The sequence below is a fragment of the Variovorax palleresanus genome (assembly GCF_051144945.1).
Classification (GTDB): domain Bacteria; phylum Pseudomonadota; class Gammaproteobacteria; order Burkholderiales; family Burkholderiaceae_C; genus Variovorax; species Variovorax paradoxus_S.
Window position 1 is genome coordinate 547,650 of sequence record NZ_JBJNVP010000001.1, and the last position, 21,198, is coordinate 568,847.

General features: G+C 65.9%; 19 protein-coding genes and 1 pseudogene. 7 read left to right on the forward strand and 13 right to left on the reverse strand.

Annotated features, from left to right (window positions below; all coding sequences use genetic code 11):
- The first annotated feature begins 151 nt into the window (after positions 1–151).
- The 4 genes from ACJ7Z0_RS02590 (at position 152) to ACJ7Z0_RS02605 (ending at position 3,991) form a co-directional block, all read left to right on the forward strand.
- Positions 152–1,339: a porin gene (locus ACJ7Z0_RS02590; protein WP_434788536.1), complete on the forward strand. Its 1,188-nt coding sequence runs from the start codon at positions 152–154 to the stop codon at positions 1,337–1,339.
- A gap of 78 nt (positions 1,340–1,417) precedes the next feature.
- Positions 1,418–2,173 carry an IclR family transcriptional regulator gene (locus ACJ7Z0_RS02595; protein ID WP_434788537.1) on the forward strand — a complete coding sequence of 252 codons (756 nt, stop codon included), beginning with the start codon at positions 1,418–1,420 and terminating at the stop codon, positions 2,171–2,173.
- Positions 2,174–2,198: 25 nt separating this feature from the next.
- The gene (locus tag ACJ7Z0_RS02600) at positions 2,199–2,321 is read left to right on the forward strand and encodes a hypothetical protein (RefSeq protein ID WP_434788538.1); all 123 of its coding nucleotides are present in this window, start codon (positions 2,199–2,201) and stop codon (positions 2,319–2,321) included.
- Complete coding sequence (locus ACJ7Z0_RS02605; protein WP_434788539.1) at positions 2,318–3,991, forward strand: flavin-containing monooxygenase; 1,674 nt, start codon at positions 2,318–2,320, stop codon at positions 3,989–3,991. Before ACJ7Z0_RS02600 ends, ACJ7Z0_RS02605 begins: the two co-directional genes overlap by 4 nt.
- 42 nt (positions 3,992–4,033) lie before the next feature.
- Here ACJ7Z0_RS02605 and ACJ7Z0_RS02610 read toward each other — a convergent pair whose 3' ends face one another.
- From ACJ7Z0_RS02610 to ACJ7Z0_RS02650, 9 genes are all read right to left on the reverse strand, one after another.
- Positions 4,034–4,825 (reverse strand): SDR family NAD(P)-dependent oxidoreductase, encoded by a 792-nt coding sequence (locus ACJ7Z0_RS02610; RefSeq protein WP_434788540.1) that lies wholly within the window; start codon positions 4,823–4,825, stop codon positions 4,034–4,036.
- Positions 4,826–4,836: 11 nt separating this feature from the next.
- Positions 4,837–5,796, reverse strand: coding sequence for a branched-chain amino acid ABC transporter permease (locus tag ACJ7Z0_RS02615; RefSeq protein WP_434788541.1), 960 nt, complete (start codon positions 5,794–5,796; stop codon positions 4,837–4,839).
- A gap of 10 nt (positions 5,797–5,806) precedes the next feature.
- The gene (locus ACJ7Z0_RS02620) at positions 5,807–6,688 is read right to left on the reverse strand and encodes a branched-chain amino acid ABC transporter permease (RefSeq protein WP_434788542.1); all 882 of its coding nucleotides are present in this window, start codon (positions 6,686–6,688) and stop codon (positions 5,807–5,809) included.
- Between the two features lie 30 nt (positions 6,689–6,718).
- Positions 6,719–7,435 carry an ABC transporter ATP-binding protein gene (locus tag ACJ7Z0_RS02625; protein ID WP_434788543.1) on the reverse strand — a complete coding sequence of 239 codons (717 nt, stop codon included), beginning with the start codon at positions 7,433–7,435 and terminating at the stop codon, positions 6,719–6,721.
- The gene (locus ACJ7Z0_RS02630; RefSeq protein WP_434788544.1) at positions 7,428–8,177 is read right to left on the reverse strand and encodes an ABC transporter ATP-binding protein; all 750 of its coding nucleotides are present in this window, start codon (positions 8,175–8,177) and stop codon (positions 7,428–7,430) included. Before ACJ7Z0_RS02630 ends, ACJ7Z0_RS02625 begins: the two co-directional genes overlap by 8 nt.
- 19 nt (positions 8,178–8,196) lie before the next feature.
- A complete protein-coding gene (locus tag ACJ7Z0_RS02635) occupies positions 8,197–8,949 on the reverse strand; it encodes an SDR family NAD(P)-dependent oxidoreductase (RefSeq protein ID WP_434788545.1) in 753 nt (250 codons plus the stop codon).
- Between the two features lie 13 nt (positions 8,950–8,962).
- Positions 8,963–9,877, reverse strand: coding sequence for an SMP-30/gluconolactonase/LRE family protein (locus ACJ7Z0_RS02640; RefSeq protein WP_434788546.1), 915 nt, complete (start codon positions 9,875–9,877; stop codon positions 8,963–8,965).
- Between the two features lie 7 nt (positions 9,878–9,884).
- Positions 9,885–11,108 carry an ABC transporter substrate-binding protein gene (locus ACJ7Z0_RS02645; RefSeq protein ID WP_434788547.1) on the reverse strand — a complete coding sequence of 408 codons (1,224 nt, stop codon included), beginning with the start codon at positions 11,106–11,108 and terminating at the stop codon, positions 9,885–9,887.
- Between the two features lie 90 nt (positions 11,109–11,198).
- The gene (locus ACJ7Z0_RS02650) at positions 11,199–12,851 is read right to left on the reverse strand and encodes a long-chain-fatty-acid--CoA ligase (protein ID WP_434788548.1); all 1,653 of its coding nucleotides are present in this window, start codon (positions 12,849–12,851) and stop codon (positions 11,199–11,201) included.
- Positions 12,852–13,139: 288 nt separating this feature from the next.
- On the opposite strand from ACJ7Z0_RS02650, the gene ACJ7Z0_RS02655 reads away from it, so the two are divergent.
- Positions 13,140–14,414, forward strand: coding sequence for a M20 metallopeptidase family protein (locus tag ACJ7Z0_RS02655; protein ID WP_434788549.1), 1,275 nt, complete (start codon positions 13,140–13,142; stop codon positions 14,412–14,414).
- Positions 14,415–14,669: 255 nt separating this feature from the next.
- Here the strand turns inward: ACJ7Z0_RS02655 and ACJ7Z0_RS02660 are convergent, their stop codons facing one another.
- Together ACJ7Z0_RS02660 and ACJ7Z0_RS02665 are read right to left on the reverse strand one after the other, a co-directional pair.
- Positions 14,670–15,683 (reverse strand): ABC transporter substrate-binding protein, encoded by a 1,014-nt coding sequence (locus ACJ7Z0_RS02660; protein ID WP_434788550.1) that lies wholly within the window; start codon positions 15,681–15,683, stop codon positions 14,670–14,672.
- Positions 15,684–15,789: 106 nt separating this feature from the next.
- Entirely contained in the window at positions 15,790–16,389 is a 600-nt protein-coding gene (locus ACJ7Z0_RS02665) for an MBL fold metallo-hydrolase (RefSeq protein WP_434788551.1), read from the reverse strand.
- 298 nt (positions 16,390–16,687) lie between these two features.
- On the opposite strand from ACJ7Z0_RS02665, the gene ACJ7Z0_RS02670 reads away from it, so the two are divergent.
- Positions 16,688–17,659 (forward strand): LysR family transcriptional regulator, encoded by a 972-nt coding sequence (locus ACJ7Z0_RS02670; protein WP_434788552.1) that lies wholly within the window; start codon positions 16,688–16,690, stop codon positions 17,657–17,659.
- Positions 17,660–17,836: 177 nt separating this feature from the next.
- Here the strand turns inward: ACJ7Z0_RS02670 and ACJ7Z0_RS02675 are convergent, their stop codons facing one another.
- Positions 17,837–18,037 carry an FCD domain-containing protein gene (locus ACJ7Z0_RS02675; protein WP_434788553.1) on the reverse strand — a complete coding sequence of 67 codons (201 nt, stop codon included), beginning with the start codon at positions 18,035–18,037 and terminating at the stop codon, positions 17,837–17,839.
- 73 nt (positions 18,038–18,110) lie between these two features.
- On the opposite strand from ACJ7Z0_RS02675, the pseudogene ACJ7Z0_RS02680 reads away from it, so the two are divergent.
- A pseudogene (locus ACJ7Z0_RS02680) lies at positions 18,111–18,411 on the forward strand (ISNCY family transposase); the annotation flags it as partial.
- A gap of 39 nt (positions 18,412–18,450) precedes the next feature.
- Here ACJ7Z0_RS02680 and ACJ7Z0_RS02685 read toward each other — a convergent pair.
- On the reverse strand, positions 18,451–21,021 hold the full coding sequence (locus ACJ7Z0_RS02685) for a discoidin domain-containing protein (RefSeq protein ID WP_434788554.1): 2,571 nt from the start codon (positions 21,019–21,021) through the stop codon (positions 18,451–18,453).
- Positions 21,022–21,198: the final 177 nt, after the last annotated feature.

The window sequence follows — 21,198 nt, forward strand, 5'->3', positions numbered from 1 at the left end:
GACAAGAGTCCCTCGCTTTTTTTCCTGATTGCCGCCCCTGGCCTTGCCGGAGGGTGGCTTTCTGCGTGCCGGCCTGCAGGCGAGTCCTGAAGGCGGCCGGGCTCCCTTCAACGGGCCCGCGCTCAAAAAATCCCCTACGAGGAGACAAATCTTGCCGAGATTCTTCAAGCCATTCGCAGCCGCCACTGCAATTCTTTGCGGCACACCGTTCGCATTCGCCCAACAGGCGCAGAAAGAGGAGTTGAGACAGATCGTGCTGCCCGCCGGAGGCATGGCGGCGTCGCCGTCGAGCCTGACGGTCTATGGGCTGATCGACACCAGCCTGGCATATGCCACCAATGCCGGGGGGCGCGTGAAGCGCCTGGACAGCGGCCACATGAACGGTTCGCGCCTTGGCTTCAAGGGCAGCGAAGACCTGGGCGACGGGCTGCGCGCCAACTTCCTGCTGGAGATGGGGCTCAACTCCGACGCGGGCACGCTGGGGCAGAACCAGGGGGCGGGCGCCAAGTCGTTCGGCCGCGGATCGATTGTCGGCCTGTCGGGCTCGATGGGCGAGATCCGCCTGGGGCGCACCGTGGTGGCCATCGGCTCCGAGGTCCAGGCGGTGGGCGACGCATTCGGGCTTGGCGGTGGCGGCAATCTTCAAGGGATCCAGCCCGCGCCGGGACGGGTCAACAACACCATCTGGTACCAGTCACCGAACCTGGGTGGCTTCATCACCAAGCTGTCTTACTCGCCCGGTGAAACCACGGTCACCAGCGGCACGGCAGCACGCTCCAAGGCCGGCGCGAGCACCGCCGCTTCCGTGTTCTACGTGGGGCATGGGGTGAGTGCCGCCATCGGCTATTCGACCTACAAGCAACTGGCCGATGCCAGCACCTTGCGCTGGTTCCACTCCGCGGCCGCTTACGACTTCGGCGTGGCCAAGCTGTTCGGCTCGTACGCGACCTTTCGCAATCCGGGCATCGCAACCACACCGGCCACCCACGCGGCAGCGGACAACAACATCATGTTCGCGGGCTTCCCGCTGGTGGGCTACTACAGCGGGCAGAAAGACCGCAGCGCGTCGATCGGGGTGGCGGTGCCTTTCGGTTTGAGCACCGTGCTTGCGCAGGTGGTGCGCGTCGACGACAAGGGGCCGCTGAACCGGGACGCGACGCAGTTCGGCATTGCCTACATCTATGCGCTGTCCAAGCGCACCAGTCTGTACGCCGACCATGGCCGCGTGCGCAACCGCAACGGCGCGTCCTACGCAGTGACCGGCGCCACCACGCAGGCGGGCCTGGACCGCGGCGGCAACAGCCGCGCCACCCACGTCGGGGTGCGCATGGCGTTCTAGCCGGCCTCATGGTTCGCCCGCTAGGGAAAACGCATGCGGGGTCACTACCATCGCATGCGTGATTTCTGAAGGACATGGATGCCCACCGGAACCGTCAAATCGGCCACGCGCGTGCTGCAGGTGCTGGAGTATTTTGCGCAGCTGCGCACGCCTCTGGCGCTCAAGCAGATCAGCGATGCGCTGGGCTATCCGCAGTCCAGCACGACCGTGCTGCTCAAGAACCTCATCGCTCTGGGCTACCTCAATTACAACCGCGCCGATCGCGTGTACTTCCCGACGCCCCGCGTGGCCTCGCTGGGCGACTGGGTCACGCAGGCGCTGTTCGGGCAGGGGCGCATCGTCGAGGTGATGCGCGACCTGCACAGCGCCACCGGCGAGACCGTCTCGATCTGCATGCTCAACGATATTTACGTGCAGTACATCCGCGTGATCCAGTCGACGCATCCGTTGCGCTTTCACACCGACGAGGGAAGCATGCGGCCGCTCACGCTCTCGGCGGTCGGCTGGCTGCTGCTGACCGACCGCGGCGATGCCGAGATCGAGAACCTCGTGCGGCGCGCCAACATCGCCGTACCGCGCAAGGAAGACCGCGTGGCGCTGGATGTCATTGCACCGCAGGTGGCCGACGCGCGCGAGCGCAAGTCGCTCTACATGGAGAACATGCCGCTGCTTGGCGGCGCCACCATCGGCGTGGTGCTGCCTTGCCTGGTGCAGGGGCGCATCGCGGTGCTGGGCATGGGCGGTACCATCGAGCGCATGCGCCCGCACCGCGCGCGCTACACCGCGTTGATGCGGCGGCTCGTCCAGCCGCTGGGCGAATCCCGGTCTGCATAGCCCCTCGCAAGCCCTACGGAAAATCATGGATGTGATCTTGTTCGCCGCAAGTGTGATTTTCTTGATGACCTGGCAGGTGGTCGGCATCATTTCCTTGCATGAGGTCCGCGCCGCCGCGGCCGCAACAAACAAGGAGACACACACATGACCACTGAGCCTCGCAACCTGCATCCATCTCGCCATCCATTGAATCCGCACACCGGGGCCCAGCGGCTCGACGTGGTCGTGGTCGGTGCCGGCTTCGGCGGCATGTACGCCGTGTATCGCTTCCGCGAAATGGGCCTTCGGGTCCAGGGCTTCGAGGCGGGAGGCGATGTCGGTGGTGTCTGGTACTGGAATCGTTACCCGGGCGCACGCGTCGACCTGCCGAGCATCGACTACAGCTTTTCGTTCTCTCCCGAGATCGAGCAGGAATGGACCTGGTCGGAGCAGTTCGCCGCGCAGCCCGAGCTGCTGAGGTACATCAATTTCGTGGCCGACCGGCTCGACCTGCGCCGGCACATCCAGTTCAGCACACGCGTGACCCGCGCGGTGTGGGACGAGTCGCGCAAGCTGTGGACCGTGATCACCGATCGCGGCGACACGTACGAGGCCACGTACTGCATCATGGCGACCGGCCCGCTGTCGATTCCCAAGGACCCCGAGATTCCCGGCATCGACCGCTTCAAGGGCCAGCTGCTGCGTGCCGCCAAGTGGCCGCATGAACCCGTCAGCTTTGCAGGCCGCCGCGTGGGTGTCATCGGCACGGGATCGACCGGCATCCAGATCGTCCAGGAAGTGGGCAAGGAGGCCGGCGAGCTCTTCGTGTTCCAGCGCACGCCGAGCTTCACCATGCCGATGCGCAACGAAGCGCTCGAGCCGGCCTACGTGGCCGAGGTCAAGCGCCACTATGCCGGCATCCGCGAGTCGGCCCGCAACAGCGCGGTGGGCGGTGTGCGCCCGCAATCCACGCGCGCCTTCTTCAGCGTGACACCCAGCCAGCGCCGGCAGCTCCTTGAAGACGCCTGGAAGAACGGCGGCCTGGCCATGCTCGGCACCTTCGCGGACCTGCTGACCAACGCGGAAGCCAACGAGCAGGTCGCCGAGTTCGTGCGCGGCAAGATCGGCGAGATCGTGAACGATCCGCAGACAGCCGAGAAGCTGAAGCCGCGCGGGTATCCCATCTTCGCGCGCCGGCCCTGCCTGGACGGCAGTTACTACGAGACCTTCAACCGGCCGAACGTGCATCTGAAGGACTGCACCTCGGACCCCATCGAAGAGATCACCGAGCGCGGGGTGAAGACGCAGGCCGGCGAGGTCGAACTCGACGCGCTCATCTTCGCCACCGGCTACGACGGCCTGACGGGCGCGCTGCTGGCCTTCGACATCGTCGGGCGGGGCGGGCGCACGATGAACGACAAGTGGAAGGACGGTGCGCGCTCGCACCTGGGCCTGATGATGGAAGGCTTCCCCAATCTCTTCATGACCACCGGGCCGAACGGTCCCGCCGCGCTCGCCAACATCATCCGCATCAGCGAGCATGACGTCGACTGGATCGCGGCCGCCATGACGCACATGGACAAGAACGGACTGTCGACCATCGAGCCGACGCCGCAGGCAGAACAGGCGTGGATGGACATCGTCTTCGCGCTCTCGCAGCGCTCGCTGCTCCTCAAGGCCAAGACCTGGTACGTCGGTGCCAACGTGAAGGACAAGCCCCAGGGGCTCACGCTCTTCACGGGCGGATTCCAGAAATACAGGGAGCATTGCGCCGCGGCAGTGCAGGGCGGCTATCGCGACTTCGTGTTCGAACACGCACAGGAAGCCCTCGCAGCCTGACGTCATGGCCCGGGACCCGCGTGCGCGGGTCGGGGCGTGGCCTTACACGGCCAGCGTGCCGCCGTCTACCGGCAAGGTGACGCCGTTGACGAAGCTCGCAAGCCCCGAGGCCAGGAACACCGCCGGACCGGCGAGTTCGTGCGGCTGGCCCAGGCGCCCGGCCGGAATGCGCTGCATGAAGCGGCCCAGCCGCGCCGGGTCGGCACGCGTGGCTTCGGTCATGGGGGTCTCGATCACGCCGGGTGCGAGCGCATTGACGCGAATGCCGTCCGGCGCGAGGTCGAGCGCCAGCGACTGCGTGAGCATCTTCACCGCTGCCTTGGAGGCCGAATAGCCCAGTGCGCCGCCTTGGGCGATGAACGCGGCACCCGACGCCACATTGAGGATGCAGCCGCGCGTGCGCCGCAATGCCGGCAGCCATGCGTGGACGGTGTTGAAGACGCCGAACAGGTTCACGTCCATGGTGCGATGAAGGTTCTCCTGCGCGCGTGGACTGTCGATGCCTTCGCGGATGATCACGCCGGCGTTGTTGACCAGCGTGTCGATGTCGCCGGCGGTGTCCTTCACCGCTTCCGCCAGCGAAAGGCAGGCCTGGGCGTCGGACACGTCCAGTGCGTAGGCCCAGCCTTCGGTGCCCGCCGCATGCACGGCCTGCAGGGTTTCGGCGCAGCGATCGCTGCGCAGGTCCGTCACGATGACACGCGCACCTGCCTGGGCATAGGCCACCGCGATGGCGCGGCCGATGCCGCTGGCGGCTCCGGTCACCAGTGCCAGCCGGCCGGAGAGAAGCCCTGGCGTGGCCGGCCAGGTCGAAGGAAGGTCATGGGCTGCCATTGGCATGCTCCTCAGGGTGCCGCGGCCGCGCGGCGCTGCCGGCGGGTGGCGAGACAGGAATGGAACTGGCCGACGATGCCCTTGCGGAACAGCATGACGACCAGCACGAAGACGACGCCCTGGATGATCAGCACCCATTCGGCGAAAGACGCGAGATAGTTCTCCATCGACACGATGACGATGGCGCCCACCACAGGGCCGAGCAGCGTGTGCATGCCGCCGACGATGCAGATCAGCAGCGCCTCGCCCGAAGTCGCCCAGTGCACGTCGGTCAGCGAGGCGAGCTGGAACACCAGCACCTTGAGCGAGCCGGCCAGCCCCGCCAGCCCGGCGGACAGCACGAAGGCCAGCAGCTTGTAGCGGTTGACGCGGTAGCCCAGCGACTGGGCGCGCGGTTCGTTGTCGCGGATGGCACGCAGGATCTGTCCGAACGGCGAATGCACCACGCGATGGATCAGCCAGAAGCCGAAGACGATCAGCGCCGCGACGAAGTAGTAGAGCGTCAGCGTGTTCTGCAGCGAGAACAGTCCCAGCACCATCGGCCGCGGAATCTCCTGGATGCCGTCTTCACCGCCTGTGAAGGGCACGCGCAGCGCAATGAAGTACACCAGCTGCGCGAAGGCCAGCGTGATCATCGAGAAGTAGATGCCCGAGCGGCGGATGGCCAGCAGGCCGGTGACCAGCCCCACGAGCGCCGCCGCGGCGATGCCCGCGAGAACGCCGGCGGCGCCGTCCCAGCCCCACACCTTGACCGCGTGCGCCGTGACGTAGCCCGCGGCGCCGTAGAACATGGCATGGCCGAAGGAGAGCAGGCCGACGTAGCCCACCAGCAGGTTGACCGAGGCGGCCAGCAGTGCGAAGCACATCAGCTTCATGAGGAACATCGGGTAGACCGCGAAAGGCGCGAGGGCGAGCACCGCCAGGGCGGCGGCCAGCAATGCGGTGTGGGTGCGGCGATGCAGGGTGTCCATGTCGGTTTCCTCAGTGGGCGCGGCCGAACAGGCCGTGGGGGCGGACCGCGAGGACCAGGATCATCACGACGAAGATCACCACGCCGGCGCCGTCGGGATAGAAGATCTTCGTCAGGCCCTCGATCGCACCGAGGCCGAAGCCGGTGAAGATCGAGCCGAGGATCGATCCCATGCCGCCAATCACCACCACCGCGAACACCACGATGATCAGGTTCGAGCCCATCAGCGGGCTCACCTGGTAGATGGGAGCGGCCATCACGCCGCTGAGCCCGGCCAGGCCTACCCCGAGCCCGTAGGTCAGCATCAGCATGCGCGGCACGTTGATGCCGAAGGTGCGCACCAGCGGCGCGTTCTCGTTGGCAGCGCGCAGGTAGGCGCCGAGCTGCGTTTTCTCGACGAAGAACCAGGTGCCCATGCACACCGCCAGCGCGGCCACGATGACCCACACGCGGTACATCGGCAGGAAGGTGACGCCCACGTCCAGGCCGCCAGACAACGGATTGGGGTAGGGCTGCCCGCTCACGCCGAACTGCAGGCGGAACGCGCCTTCCATGAGCAAGGCAACGCCGAAGGTCAGCAGCAGCGCATAGACATGGTCCAGCGTGTACAGGCGCCGCAGCATCCAGCGTTCGAACAACAGCCCGAAAGCCGCCACCACCAGCGGCGCGATGACGATGGCGCCCCAGTACCCGATGCCAAGGTACTCCAGCAGCCCCCAGGTGACGAAGGCGCCCAGCATGTACTGCGCGCCGTGCGCGAAGTTCACCACGCGCAGCAGCCCGAAGATGATCGACAGCCCCAGGCTCATCAGCGCATAGAAGGCGCCGTTGATGAGCCCGACCATCAGTTGCCCGATCAGCGCCGCCGGGGAGATTCCGAATAGCCCGTCCATCGTGTGTTCGTCCTGCGTTGATTGCTTTGTTCAGAGCCCCAGCAGGGACTCGATGCGGCCGCGCTGCGCGTCCAGCTCGTCGCGGCGGAAATGCGCCGCGACCTGCCCCTCCTCGATCACGTAGAAGCGATCGGCCAGCGTGGAGGCGAAGCGGAAGTTCTGCTCCACCATCAGCACGGTGAAGCCGCGCTGGCGAAGCATGCCGATGGTCTGGCCGATGCGCTCGACGATCACCGGCGCGAGGCCTTCCGTGGGTTCGTCCAGCAGCAGCAGCCGCGCGCCGGTGCGCAGGATGCGCGCGATGGCCAGCATCTGCTGCTCGCCGCCCGACAGCCGCGTGCCGGGGCTGTGGCGGCGCTGCAGCAGGTTGGGGAACAGCGTGTAGATCTCTTCGACGCTCAGGCCGCCCGGGCGCAGTACCGGCGGCAGCATCAGGTTTTCCTGCGTCGTAAGGCTCGCGAAGATGCCGCGCTCCTCGGGGCAGTAGGCCAGCCCGAGCCGGGCAATGGCTTCGGGCTGCAATCCGATGGACGGGGTCGAGCCAATGTGGATCTGCCCTTCGCGCCGCCCGAGCAGGCCCATGATGGCGCGCAGCGTGGTGGTCTTGCCGGCGCCGTTGCGTCCCAGCAGGCAGACCACCTCGCCTTCGTGCACTTCGAGGTCGATACCCTGCAGCGCCAGTGTCTCGCCGTACCAGCCGCGCAGGCCGTCCACGCGCAGCATGGCCGTTGCCGCGGCCTCACGCATGCACGCCTCCCACATACGCTTCGATCACGCGGGCATCGCGCGACACTTCGTCATAGCTGCCCTCGGCCAGCACCTGGCCGGCCTGCAGCACGGTCACCTGGTCGCACAGCGCCTCGATGACCTTCATGTTGTGCTCGACCATCAGTACCGTCCGGCCTTTGGCAGCATCGCGGATCAGCTCGACCACCGGGCCGATGTCTTCATGGCCCAGGCCCGCCATCGGCTCGTCGAGCAGGATCATCTCGGGCTCCATTGCAATGGTGGTGGCGAGCTCCAGTGCGCGTTTGCGGCCGTAGGGCAGTTCGCCGGCCAGCGCATCGCGCCAGTGAGCCAGGCCCACGCGCTCCAACAGCTCCATGGCGCGGGCGTCCAGGCTGCGCAGCACGCGCACGTTGCGCCAGAAGGCAAAGCTGCCGCCGGCCTTCTTCTGCAGCGCGACGCGCACGTTCTCCAGCACCGTCATCTGGCCGAACACGGCCGAGATCTGGAACGAGCGCACCAGGCCGGCCATCGCCACCGATGCGGGGTCGCTGCGCGAGATGTCCCGGCCATTGAAGATCACATGGCCGGCGCTCGGCCGCAGGAAGGTGGTCAGCAGGTTGAAACACGTGGTCTTGCCGGCGCCGTTGGGGCCGATCAGCGCGTGCACGGAATGCCGGCGCACGCGCAGGTCGACGTTCTTCACGGCAAAGAAGCCGCTGAATTGCCGGCTGAGCTGCCGCGCTTCGAGGATGGTGTCCATGGCGTGAGCGATCCGGTGCTCAGAGAAAGGCGTGCGTCACGCCGCCGTCCACCAGCAGCGATTCGCCCGTGATGAAGCTGCTGTCGGATGAGGCGAGGAAGCACACCGCCTTGGCGACGTCGTCCACCGCGCCGAGCCGCTTCATCGGTGTCTTGGCGAGCCGCACCTGGGCCTTCTCGGGCGTGAGATTGATCTTCACGCCCTCGGTCTCGATGGACCCGGGGCAGATCGCGTTGACGCGGATGCCGCGCGGCCCGAGGTCGGTTGCCGCCGAACGCGTGAGCCCCAGCACGCCTGCTTTCACGCCGCAGTACAGCATGCCTTCGGGCAGGCCCAGGTAGGCGGCCGATGAGGCAATGTTGACGATGCTGCCGCCTTCGCTCATGGCCTCGGCCGCCACCTGGATGCCCCAGGCGACCGAGTTGAAGCCGGTGCCGACCATGCGCTCGAGCATCTCGGGCGTGATGGCATCGATGGGGCCGTAGCGCACCCAGATCGCGTTGTTGACCAGGATGTCGAAGCGGCCGAACTTTTCCTTCAGCACCGGGATGGACTGGGTGAAAGTGTCGCGGCGCGCCACGTCGCCGCCGAAAGCCATGGCCCGGCCACCCCGGGCCTGGATGGCTTCGGCGGCGTCGCGCGCCAGGTCTTCCTGGCGGTCGAGCACGCCGACGATGGCGCCTTCCGCGGCCAGGGCCTCCGAGATGGCGCGGCCGATGCCGCGTGCGCCGCCGGTGACCAGCGCCACCTTGCCTTCGAAACGTTGAGTCATGTTGTCTGCCTTGTCAGATCGGTTGAGAGGCGTCGGCAAAGCGGGACTCCGCGAGTCCGCGCACGCCGGCGCCGTGAATGGCGAACACCGCGCCCGCGTCCGGATGGTCGCTGCGCAGCAGGTTGCCGCTGTTGCTGATCGACGTGAGGTAGATCACGTCGAGCTCGGGGCCGCCGAAGCAGGGGCAGGTGACATAGGTCACAGGCAACTGGATGGTGCGTTCGAGCCGGCCTTCGGGAGTGAAGCGCGCGAGTTGCCCGGCCTGCACCAGCGCCACCCAGAGGTGGCCCTGGGCATCGACGGCGGCGCCATCGGGAACGGAGCCCAGTGCGCGCGTGTCCACCAGCACTTCACTCGGGCCTGAGACGCCGGTGGCCGTATCGTAGGGATGGCGGCGGATCTGGTGCGTGTGGCTGTCCGCAAAGTAAAGCCAGCGGCCATCGGGGCTGAAGCAGGTGGCGTTGGCGACAGCAATGCCGCGCTCCAGCGTGGCCACCGTGCCGTCGGAAGCCAGCTGGTACAGCGCACCCTGGGGCTCGGCGCGGCCCAGGGTCATCGAGCCGACCACGAAGCGGCCCGCGCGATCGACGCGGCCGTCGTTGAGGCGCATGCGCTCGGCGGGGTGCGTGACGCTCGCTTCCAAGGGTGTGAGCGAGCCGCTGTCGGGGTCGAGCAGCCAGAAGTCGTTTTCCAGCGCCAGCAGCAGGCGGCCGCTCTCGCACAGCGCGATGGAGCCGATGTGCTGCGGTGCATGCCATTGCGCGCTCGCGCCGGTGGCGGGCGTGTGGCGGTGGACCCGTTGCGCGCGGCCGTCGATCCAGTAGAGCGACTGGCTGCGCACGTCCCACAGCGGGCACTCGCCGAGCAGGTCGCGCCGGGGATCGAGGATGTCGATCCGCAATGGCTGGGCAGAGGAGGCGGTAGCCATGGGGCGACTACTTGCCCTTGATGAAATCGCAACTGCTCTCGGCCAGCGGGCGCCAGGTCTGCTCCGGCGGGATCTCGGCGCGCACCGTGTAGTAGTCGTTCGCGCCCTTGGACTCGGCGGGCTTCTTCACCTGCACGGCATAGACGGGGCGAAGCGCCTGGCCGTCCTCGCGGATCCTGACGTCCTTCGAGAAGAAATCGTTGATCGGCATGGCCTTCATCTTCGCCGCGACGGTGGCGCCGTCGTCGGTGCCCGCGGCTTTGACGGCGTTCAGGTAATGCATGGTCGCGCTGTAGGCGCCGGCATGGATGTAGGTCGGTACCACGCTCTTGTTGCGGGCCATGAAGCGCTTCGACCATTCGCGCGAGGCATCGTCGCGGTCCCAGTAGAAGGGCACCGTCAGCTGCAGGCCCTGGGCCACGTCCAGGCCCATCGCCGCCACGCTGTTGATGGTCATGCCGAACACCGACACCACCTGGCCGTTGCGCGTGAGCTTGTATTCGGCCGCCTGCTTCAGCGCGTTCGAGAGGTCCAGGCCCGCGTTCAGGATGACGATGGCCTGCGCGCCGCTGGCCTGCGCCTGCAGCAGGTACGACGAGAAATCGGTGGCGCCCAGCGGGTGCTTGACGGAGCCCACCACCTTGCCGCCCGCGGCCTGGATGAACCGGGCGGCGTCGTCCTGGAAGGCCTGGCCGAAGGCGTAGTCCACGGTGATGAAGTAGAAGCTCTTCACGCCCTGCTTCATCAGGCTCTGCACACCCGCCTTGGGCAGCGCATAGGTGTCGGTGAGGAACTGGAAGTTCATCGGCGAGCACGACTTGTTGGTCAGCTCCGCGCTCACCGTGCCGGCGATCAGGTAAGGCTTCTTGCGTTCCTTGAGCAGCGATGACACGCCCAGCGCGATGGAGGAGGCCGAGCCGCCGACGATGGTGTCGACTTTTTCGGTGTCCAGCCATTTGCGCGCGATGTTCAATCCCACGTCGGGCTTGTTCTGGTCGTCGGCCAGCAGCACCTCGACGGGCTTGCCGAGTACCTTGCCGCCAAAGTCCTCGACGGCCATCTTCACGGCCAGCGAAGAGCCGGGACCGCCGTTGCCCGAATAGGGGCCCGTCTGGTCGGCCATGACGCCGATGCGCACCACGTCGTCGCTGATGGCGCTGCCTTGGGCCGAAGCGGCCGCACTGACGAGAAGGGCGACCGCGCAGGCCGCGAGGCGGAATCGATGTTGCATGTCTGTCTCCGTTGTGTGTGTGAGGGTTGCTGTCGCTTGAGCTCTGCCGCAGCTCCGGTGCCTTGGATTGCCGAAGGGAAAGAGGAAGCCTCAGCCGCCGGGTATGTCCGTAGGCAACCGGTGGCCGCGGAACTGCTCGCGCAGCCGGGTCTTCTGCAGCTTGCCGGTGGCGGTGTGGGGCAACTCGTCGACGAAGACGACGTCGTCGGGCATCCACCAGCGCGCCACGCGGTCCTGCATGAAGCCGAGGATTTCCTCGGACGTGAGTTGCTCGCCCTCGTTCGGGACCACGATCAGCAGCGGGCGTTCCTGCCACTTGCTGTGGTACGCGCCGATGACCGCCGCCTCCTTCACCTTGGGATGACCGACTGCGAGGTTTTCCAGGTCGATCGACGAGATCCATTCGCCGCCCGACTTGATCACGTCCTTCGAGCGGTCGGTGATCTGCACGTAGCCGTCCTTGTCGATCAGCGCCACATCGCCGGTGGCGAACCAGCCGTCGGCATCGAGCGACGCGCCGGGCTCCTGGCCGTAGTAGGCCGACACCACCCAGGGGCCGCGCACCTTCAGTTCGCCCGGCGTGTGCGTGCCGTCGGGCAGCCTGCGCCCCTCGGCGTCGAACACCGCGATCTCGACGCCGAAGATGGCGCGCCCCTGCCGCGCCTGCACGTCGAAGCGCTCCTCGAGCGGGATGCCCTCGTGGCGCGGCAGCAGGTTGCAGATCGTGGCCAGCGGGCTGGTCTCGGTCATGCCCCAGGCCTGGATCACATAGGCGCCGAACAGATGCTCGAATTTCTCGATGACGGCGCGCGGCGCAGCGGAGCCACCGACCACGACGCGTTCCAGGCACAGTTCGGCGCGCGTGGCCGCATCGAGCTTCTCCGCGTGCTGGAAGAAGCCGAGCCACACGGTCGGCACGCCGAGCGAAAAGGTGCAGCGCTCGTCGCGCATCAGGGTGAAGAGGCGCTCGCCGCCGAGGTCCGGCCCCGGCAGCACCAGCTTGGCGCCGCACATCGCGCCCGCATACGGGATGCCCCAGGCGTTCACATGGAACATTGGCACTGCGAGCAGCACGCTGTCGTGCGCGCGCAGCTGAAGGCCGTCGGCCGCGCACGCCGCCCACGAGTGCAGCACCGTCGAGCGGTGGCTGTAAAGCACGCCCTTGGGGTTGCCGGTGGTGCCGGAGGTGTAGCAAAGCGAGGAAGCGGTGTTCTCGTCGAGGTCGGGCCACTGCGCCAGCGGCTCGGCCTCTGCCACCAGGTCCTCGTAGCACAGCAGCGGCCCGGGCAGGTCCAGCGCGGGCAGCTCCGCGTGGGAGCAAAGCGCGACGAATGCCTTGACCGACTTCAGCTGGGGCGCGACCTGCGCGAGCAGTGGCGCGAACCCGAGATCGAAGAAGAGCAGGTCGTCGGCCGCATGGTTGACGATGTAGCCGATCTGGTCCGGGAAGAGCCGCGGGTTGACCGTGTGCAGCACCGCCCCGATGCCTGAGACAGCGTAGTAGAGCTCCAGGTGCCGATGCGTGTTCCAGGCCAGCGTCGCGACACGCGCGCCGGGCTGGATGCCGCGCGCCTGCAGCGCCGATGCGAGCCTGGCCGCGCGCTGCGCCACCTGCCGCCAGTTCGTTCGCTCGCACTGCTGGGCGTTGACGTGCGAGACGATTTCGACGTCCGGATGGTGCCGCGCCGCGTGCTCCAGCAGTTTGGAAATCAGGAGCGCGTTGCTCTGCATCAAGGCATTCATCTCGTTGTCTCGTGTCTTTCTTCTGTCACGTCGAGCGGTTTGCCGGTTTTGTTTTTACATGCCGGCCGGTAAGTTAACTTATGCTAGCAGCTTTGATTGCCCACTACAACGCGAGCCGGCCCGGGGAAACCCGGGGAATAGGGCCGGTGGCAACCACCCGTGGCGGGCTGATCCACGCAACTTTTCCGGCAACTTTTCCGATCCAACATGAACATTCGACGTCACGTCTGCGCTTTCATTCTCGGAGCCACTTTCGCGGGAGCGCATGCACAAAACGCAGCGCCCGCGATGGCATCCACTCTGTTGTCACAGGCCCTGCTCCTGTCCGATGGCGCACAGCCCCAGGTGGTCGAATGGCGCCGGCATATTCACCAGAACCCCGAGCTGGCCTACCAGGAAACCGGCACCGCGAAGTACATCGCCCAGACCCTCGCTGGCATGCCCGGCCTCGAGGTGCGCACCGGAATCGCCGGCACGGGCATCAAGGCCGTGCTGCGTGGTGGCCGTCCAGGCCCTGTGGTGGCGCTGCGGGCGGACATGGATGCCTTGCCCGTGGAGGAGCGCAACGACCTGCCCTTCAAGTCCACGGCCAAGGCGGACTGGCTGGGCAAGCCCGTCGCCGTGTCGCATGTCTGCGGGCACGACGCGCACGTCGCCATGCTGCTGGGCGCGGCCAAGGTGCTGTCGTCGTTGCGCGAGCAGTTGGCTGGCACGGTGGTCTTCATCTTCCAGCCGGCCGAGGAGATCGGCCCGGGCCTGGGCAAGTCCAGCGGCGCCATGGCGATGGTGCGTGAGGGCGTGCTCGACAACCCCAAGGTCGACGTCGTACTCGGCCAGCACATCAGCAACCAGGCGCCTTCCGGCGCGATCCGCTACAGGCCGGGCCCGATGCTGGCCAGCATCGACGTGTTTCGTATCCAGTTCAAGGGCACCGGCGGCCACGGCGCGGCGCCGTGGGCCTCCAACACGCCCATGCTGGCCGCGGCCGAGACCGTGCTGGGCCTGCAGAACATCGTGAGCCACCGGCTCAACCCGACCATCGACGGTGGGCCGACGATCGTGACCACCGGCATGTTGCAGAGCGGGAACCGCTTCAATGTGCTTCCCGAGACGGCCGAGATCGCCGGCACGATCCGCGCGCTCTCGCCGACGAACCAGAAGATCGCCCAGGAGGAAATCCGCCGCCGCGCCACGGGCATCGCGGCCAGCTACGGCGTGCAGGCGGACGTCAAGATCGACAGCGGAGACGGCTACGAGGTGCTGGTCAGCGACCGGGACGCCACGCTCTCGCTGGTGGGCGCCTTCGGTGCCGCCGCGGGAGGTGCCGCGAAGGTGAGCCAGATGCCTGCCTCCATGGGATCGGAAGACTTCGGCGCCTTCGGTTCGACCGGTGTGCCGGTCGTGTTCTGGATGCTGAACGCCTCGCCGATGGGCGACAAGGACGGGCCGGTGAATCACTCGCCGTTGTTCCAGATCGACGAATCGGCGATGCGCGTGGGCGTTCGCGCACTGACCGCGGCGACGCTTTCCCAGTTGGCCAACGAGCGGTTTCAGAGTCGCTGAGAACCTGAGGCAGCAGCGTTCGGTGTCCCGACCTGCCTGAACGCGAACCCCGTGAACGGCCGCCGCGTGAGAAACCACCAGCTTGATCTAGGAGGCTGGGCGGCAGAAGCTTCTGAGAAGCCTTGCCGATGAGGCCAATTCAGTTTGGCGAAGGCCACATGCGGCGTGCGCGCCGGTTCTGACGTACTGCGCAGTCTGTTGGGGCCGCATCGCGAGGCTTGAGGGGGCGTTCGCAGCTGGTTCCTCGCCTCGTCGCTAATCCTTCAGAGGCGAGATGCCTTGCACCGGCCCGATCAGCCGTTCGAACAGGCTTTTCAGCCGCTCGACGCGCGCGCGGTCACGCATGAAGGCCAGGAAGTCGGCAGGGCTGGTGTTGTACTTGTCGATGGTCTTGAAGCCGGGAGGCGGCGCGACGTCCTTGCGCAGCGGGAACTGGCGCGGCGCGGCATTCTCCGGAAGGGACAGCCGCCAGCTCACGTAGAGCTTGGCTGCGGCGGGATGCTTGGCGTCCTTGAAGATAGCGCCGGTCTGCGCCCAGGTCAGGAAGGGGTCATTCGTCGGCAGCACGAAACGGGTATTGACCGACTCGACTGGCACGAAAGGTCCCGAGGTCCCGGTGGCCACTGCATACTTGCCCACCTCCACCGCGTCGCGCGGCGTCTGGGTGCCACGCACCCACTGCACGCCATTGGCCTGGAGCTTCTCGATGAAGTCGATGCCGTACTTCTGGATGATCTTGTCGAAGACATAGAGCACCGCATCGTCGTCGTTCGGGTAGGCGATGATGATCTTGTTCTTGAACTCGGGCTTCAGAAAGTCGGCGTAGTCGCGCGGTTCGTTGCCGGCTTGCACGAGATTCTTGTTGTAGCTGTTCGCGAACGTCAGCATGAACAGGCCCGTGAATCGGCCCTGGGGGTCCTTGTAAGCGTCGGGCACCTGGTCCCATCCGATCGGCTTGTAGGGCAGCAGCAGGCCGCGCGCCGCCCAGTCGTCGAAGTCGTGCAAGGTTTGCAGATGCGCCACATCCACCTTCAAGTTCTTGCGCAGCAGCTCTTCCTCGATGCGGGCGTCGTGGTACTTGCTCAAGTCCATCACGATGTCGAGTTTCATACCGGGAAACTGGCGTTCGAATGCAGCCTTGGTGCCGAAGCCCTGCGTGACCTCGTCGCCGCCGGCGTACACCGTCAGCTGTCCGCCCTCCTGCAGGGCGGCCTGGTAAAGCTCCTGGAGCGAACGCCCCGCACCGTCGCGCTCCACGGGAGCGGTCACCGATGTGGTCGTGGGCGCAGGGGCTGCCTGTTGGGCGCTCGCGGGGGCGGTTGCGGCGAGCACGGCAAGGCCGACGGCAGCAAGCCATGCGCGGAGACAGACATGTCTATGGATCATCGAATGAGTCTTTCGTGAGTGGGCTGGCCACCCGGGGTTGAGAGAAGGTGAGGCGAGTCGGGCAGCGCTGCGCGGGGCACCGCGAGCCACAGTCACTGCGGCTGCCGGCGCGTCCTGATCCTTGTTGTTGCGGTGCGCTGTTCAGAAAGCCTTTCGGGTCGACCAGAGGATTGGCATCCCCTGGTTTGCGTGCCTTCAACAGCTCTTTCGTTTCGGTGAGGCCGTTGGAAAACGCATGCGTCGTCAGGTGCGTGGTGACCGGATCGACCCTGTCTTCGGTGAGCGCACGTATGCGTTTGAGGCTGGAGATGTAGGCCTCCACCTGCTCGGGGCCGCGAATGGCATTGAGCCCGAGGCCTCCAACCGTGAAGGCGCGATAGCGCTTCGTGCCGTCGAATGCGTCGAATGAGAACGACGCGGTGCCCATCGTATGGCCCGGCGTCTCGAAAGATTGCAGGGGCACGCCACCGGCTTTGACCATTTGGCCGTCGGTCAGCACTTGGTCGGGCGCGATCATCGTCCAGCGGTCCGGCCGGCCGGCCGACTGCGCCGCGTTCTCGGCCGCTTCGCGCCAGCCCTCGGCGGTCATTGCGAAACGGGCTTGTGGCAGTTGCTCCTTGAGCCGGGCCGCACCGCCGGATCGGCGCCGACTCGCAGCGCGTGGTGAGTGGTTCTTGGGCTTCAGCACTGAGCCCAGCGGCGGCCAGCCCCAGGGCGAGCAGGGTCCGTGTCGTGATCCGGCGAATCGCGGGGCGCATGGAGCGATGGAGCTTTGTCATGTCTTCGTGGCGTTGCGATGGATGCGCCATCGAGTGTCGCGGGCCTGTCGGAGCGAGACAATCAATCGCTTGTGAGAGCTTTTAAAGCAACGCTTGATAATGCGTGGCATGGCCTTCACGCGATTCACACTGCGCCAGATCGAGACCTTCATTGCGGTTGCCGAGGTTCACAGCTTCACGGATGCCGCATCTCGCCTGGGCCTCACGACGCAAGCGGTCAGTCAGATCGTCGCGGAACTCGAGGGCGTCATCGGTTTTCGCCTGTTCGATCGCACGACGCGCAAGTGCACGCTCTCCAGCGCCGGGCGTGACTTTCTCGGCTCTGCGCAGACCTTGTTGCGCCATGTTCGAGCATCAGAGAGCGCTGCGGACGATGTTCGGAACCGGGCCTCGGGCGTGGTTCGCGTAGGCGCGCCGCTGGTGCTGGCGTCGACCTTGCTGCCGATGGCGATGCGGGCCTATGCGCGGCAGCGGCCGAAGGTGGTGGTGCGCATCCGCGACGTGGCGGTGGACGCCTTGGTCGACAGTGTCGCCGCCGGCGATGTCGACCTCGCGATTGGTCCGGATCTTGTCGTCGACGACAACGTGATCGCCGAAGCGTTGTTCGACAGCGAGTGGGTCCTGTGGTGCGCTCGAGGACACCCGCTTGCCCGCCGGCGCGCTGCCATCCGGTGGGCCGACCTGCGCGACGTGCCCCTGGTCGCCTCAGGGCGCGATCATGAACAGAGCGTGGCGCAGATGCGCGTGAGCGCGCCGGATGGTTTGCGCGTCACTCCGGTGCACGTTGTGGACAACATCTCCACAGCATTTGGGATCGCGGCGCAGGGACTGGGGGCGACCCTCGCACCGGCGTACGTCGGGGTTTTCGCCAAGGCGTTCGGTCTGGAGATGCGCCGAGTGACTGATCCGGAGACGGTCCGCAAGGTCTGCTTGTACCGTTCCGCATTGCGTGATCCGTCCCCTGCAGTCGAAGGCTTCGGTGCATTCTTCTCCCGTTGGCTGATCAGGTGGCATGCGTCGGAGAGGCGAAGGCTTTCCGAAACAGACCGCCCCGGTTCGGCAAAAGGCACGAAGCGCTGAACGGTTTGCGTCACCCATCCTGACGTTCTCGTTCTATCAGCGGGGCGCGGTGCCACCGAAACGTGGCTGGCGGCGTGGCCGAGCCCACCGCGGCTTGCCGCTGTCATTTCCCACAAGGGCTGCCGCAACAAGTTGCTCCGTACGGCTGATGTGCTTGCATAGCAGCTCCGTCGCCCTCTAGGCATCGCGCGCGAGAACTGTATTCAGCAGTTGCTGATGCTCGTCGTGCTTACGCCGTGGCTCTTGGCGGAACTTGACTGCCCAGCGTCGATAGCGTTCGGCGTTGTCGAAGAGGACGTCGGCCAAGTCCAGCAACAGGGGAGATGTGCTTGGCCGCCGATGAGGATGTCTTCGCCGTATATTTAACATAAGATACATTGTATTGTTTGTGGATGTAGCGGCTGATTAGAAATGTCGCATGGTCGCCTCCGCCCAGCTTCTGGAGCGACCACGCATGTTCGAAGACCGCGCGCCATCGTGCACGCTGCTGGTATGTATCGACGATGCGACTAGCCGGTGATGCAGCTGCGCTTTGTGCGGACCGAATCGGCATCGCGTATTTCGAGGCCACGCGAGGCTATATCGAGCAGCATGGCAAGCCCGTGGCGTTCTACAGCGACAAGGCCAGCATCTTCCGTTCGGTGCGCGACTCGACCGACTTCGGCCGTGGCACGACCCAGTTCGGGCGGATACTTTTCGAGCTGAATATCGACACCATGCGCGCGAACACCAGCCAGACCAAGGGCCGCGTTGGCTTGCCTGGTTCCGACGTCAGCCGAGCATCGGGTTCACTACGGCTTGGAAACGAACAGCCCCAATTCGGAAAGATCCGTAAAAGCTCCGTCGCCATTGTTGGCTGTGATGTTGAGCCGGTAGTAGCGGTAGGAGCCCGGATTCGCGATCGCGTAGGTCTTCAGCTCCAGGCGTTCGGCAAACACCTGGTCGCTTTGCGTGTCGAGCGTGGTCCAGGCGGCGCCGTCGCTGGAGACCTGGAACTGCCAGTCCTTCGGATCGCGCGAGACCAGGTCGGAACTGCTGGTGACCGCATAACGCAGGACGCGCTCCGTGTGCCCGAGGTCGTACTGCAGCCAGCCGGTCGTGCCAGAGTAGAACCATTGCGTCGCCGAGTTCAGGTCGAAGGCGCGTTTCGCGTTGGTCGCGTTGCCTGCACTGTCGTTTGCGGTGCCGCCGGTCGCGACGTTCACCATCGAAGGAACCGGCGTGGCGCTGTCCGCAGGAGAACTATCGCTCGTTCCGGCGGAGTTGCTCGCCGTGACGGTGTAGTAGTAGGTCGTGCCATTGGTCACGGACGTGTCCGTGTAGTTTCTGCCCTTGACGCCCGACGCGATCGTCTCGTAGGGCCCGTCGCTGAACTCGGAGCGGCCGACCGTGTAGCTGGTAGCGCCAAAGGACGCCTGCCAGCGCAGCGGGACGGCGCCATCGCCCGGCGATGCCAGCAGCATGGCGGGCGCCGCGGGGATGACGCTCGGTGCACCGCCGTTGCCGCCGGTGATCTGGACGTTGCTGAACGTGGAGCTGTTCAGGGTGCCCTGGGTCGCCCCGGAGACCACCAGACCGACATAGAGCGTATCGGGAACGGGCCCGACGATGCGGCCGAGATCGGTGGCGGCCCAATTGGTGCCATCGGGAGAAATATAGCCGGTGATGATGTTTCCGATGCGCTCGAGCTTCACCCAATTAATGGGCCCGGAGGTCCCATCGGTCAATATCTTGTTCGCGTAGTACGAGCCGCCATACACCGCCAGGTTCGTCATGTTCTGTAAGGCTTGGCCTTTGTCGCTTATCGCCATCCAGGCGCGTGGAGCGCCTGGATCCAGACTTGTGCGCATCATCACGCCTGCCACTCCGGAGCTCTGAATCGACTCGACTTTCGCGATGATGGCGCCGTTGCCCGTGATGGCCTTGTAGGTGAAGTGGCAACTGTCGCTTGCACCCCAGATATTGGCCCCAGCTCCCCGAACCATCCATTTGCCGTTGGCGTATGTGGCCACACCGGCCGGGCTGGCGCCCCCGATGTCGGCGCTGCTGAACCCCGAGGTGATCGAGGTGGTCGAAGGAATGGGCAGCGCCGGCGGCGGCGTCGCCTTCGAGGTGTCGGATTCCTTGAGGTACATGAAGCTGGTGCCGTCCACAGGTGCCCACAGGCGTCGCTGCGTAATAAAGGGTGCCTGGAGACCCTTGCGCAGGACGTAGGCACCATGAAGCTGAGTGAGTACGACGGTCCCACCCCCGCCGCCCCGCCAGCCGCGATTGGTGACGTCGGAGGTGTAGTAGCGATCGGTGGTGCCGAAAGGAAGCGCTGTCGTCGGGACGAGCTCGTTCACCCTCGCGAAATACTCACCCGTCGCTAGCAGGCGGTTGTCAAAGTCTGAATAGATGTCGATGCCTTGGGTCCAGAGCGCTTCCGCCAGCATGGTCAGTGACCGAAGCTGCCCATAGCCGTGCCCCTGGTCACGGAGATAGTCGCCGAGCATGCCGATGTCGTTGGAATTGCGCAGTCCGATATGGGCCAGCGTGCGCGTCTGGTATACGACCCGGTCCAATGTCTCAATGTCGTCGTTGTAGATCGCCATAAGTCCCAAAGCGACGAGGGACAACGCGCCCTTGTTGCCCGCCCCAAACTGACTCTCGCCATAGGGATTCGCTGCCGGCATCAGGACGTTTTTGAAGTACTTCTTGACCGTCGCCGTGTCGGCCTCCGTCCAGCCCGGGTAGGTGCTGCGCAGGATTTCCGCACCGCCAACGAACTGAAACGCGTAATCGCCCAGATCGAGCATGGACTCGCGACCCGAGAACTCGGTCTGGGTGGTGGCCCACCCAAGCAGCAGGCCCCTTGCAATCTTCGCGTATTGCTCGTTCTGGGTGAAATACCACATCTGCGAGAGTTCCGAGATCGCGATCATGTCGCGGCGCCAAGCATGGAGATTCACGTCGGGGGCGCGGCTCACCTTCGCGAACGGGCCACCGGCCCCTGCGTAGCTGAGCCTGGCGTTGGGACTGTTCGCCAATTGGTTGTAGCCGGACTTCCACGGCTCCTTGCCTTGCTCGACATTCGCCTTGAGCGTCTGAAGATCCGACAGGGTGAGCCCAGCGCCTGGGTGCTTGATCACGCGGGCCACCGGGGTGTCTCTCGGGGCGGCGGGGATTTCGGGGGTGACTCCCGTGGTGGCGGGAATCTCCGGTGTGCCTCCCGCGACAGCGGGAACCTCCGGGGTGTCCCCCGCGACAGCAGGGACCGGAGCGCCTGCCTGGAAACTTCCCGAATTTCCGCCCCCGCAACCCGGGAGCACGATCGCGCTCAACACGAGCAACGCAGCAGCAAAATCGGTTTTATCAAACATAGGATCCTTCATAGCCAATGCGCGGAAAAGTCGCGGAGCCCGGCACGGCGCCGCCAGCTTTCGTTGAGGCGTTGATTTCAGTGATAAGCCTGCGATCCGCCGTGAAGGCCTTTCGGCCCGCGAGGCGGGCGAATCCTGGCGTTCGTCCAAGAAGAGGATGCGAGCGCTGGAGTGTTG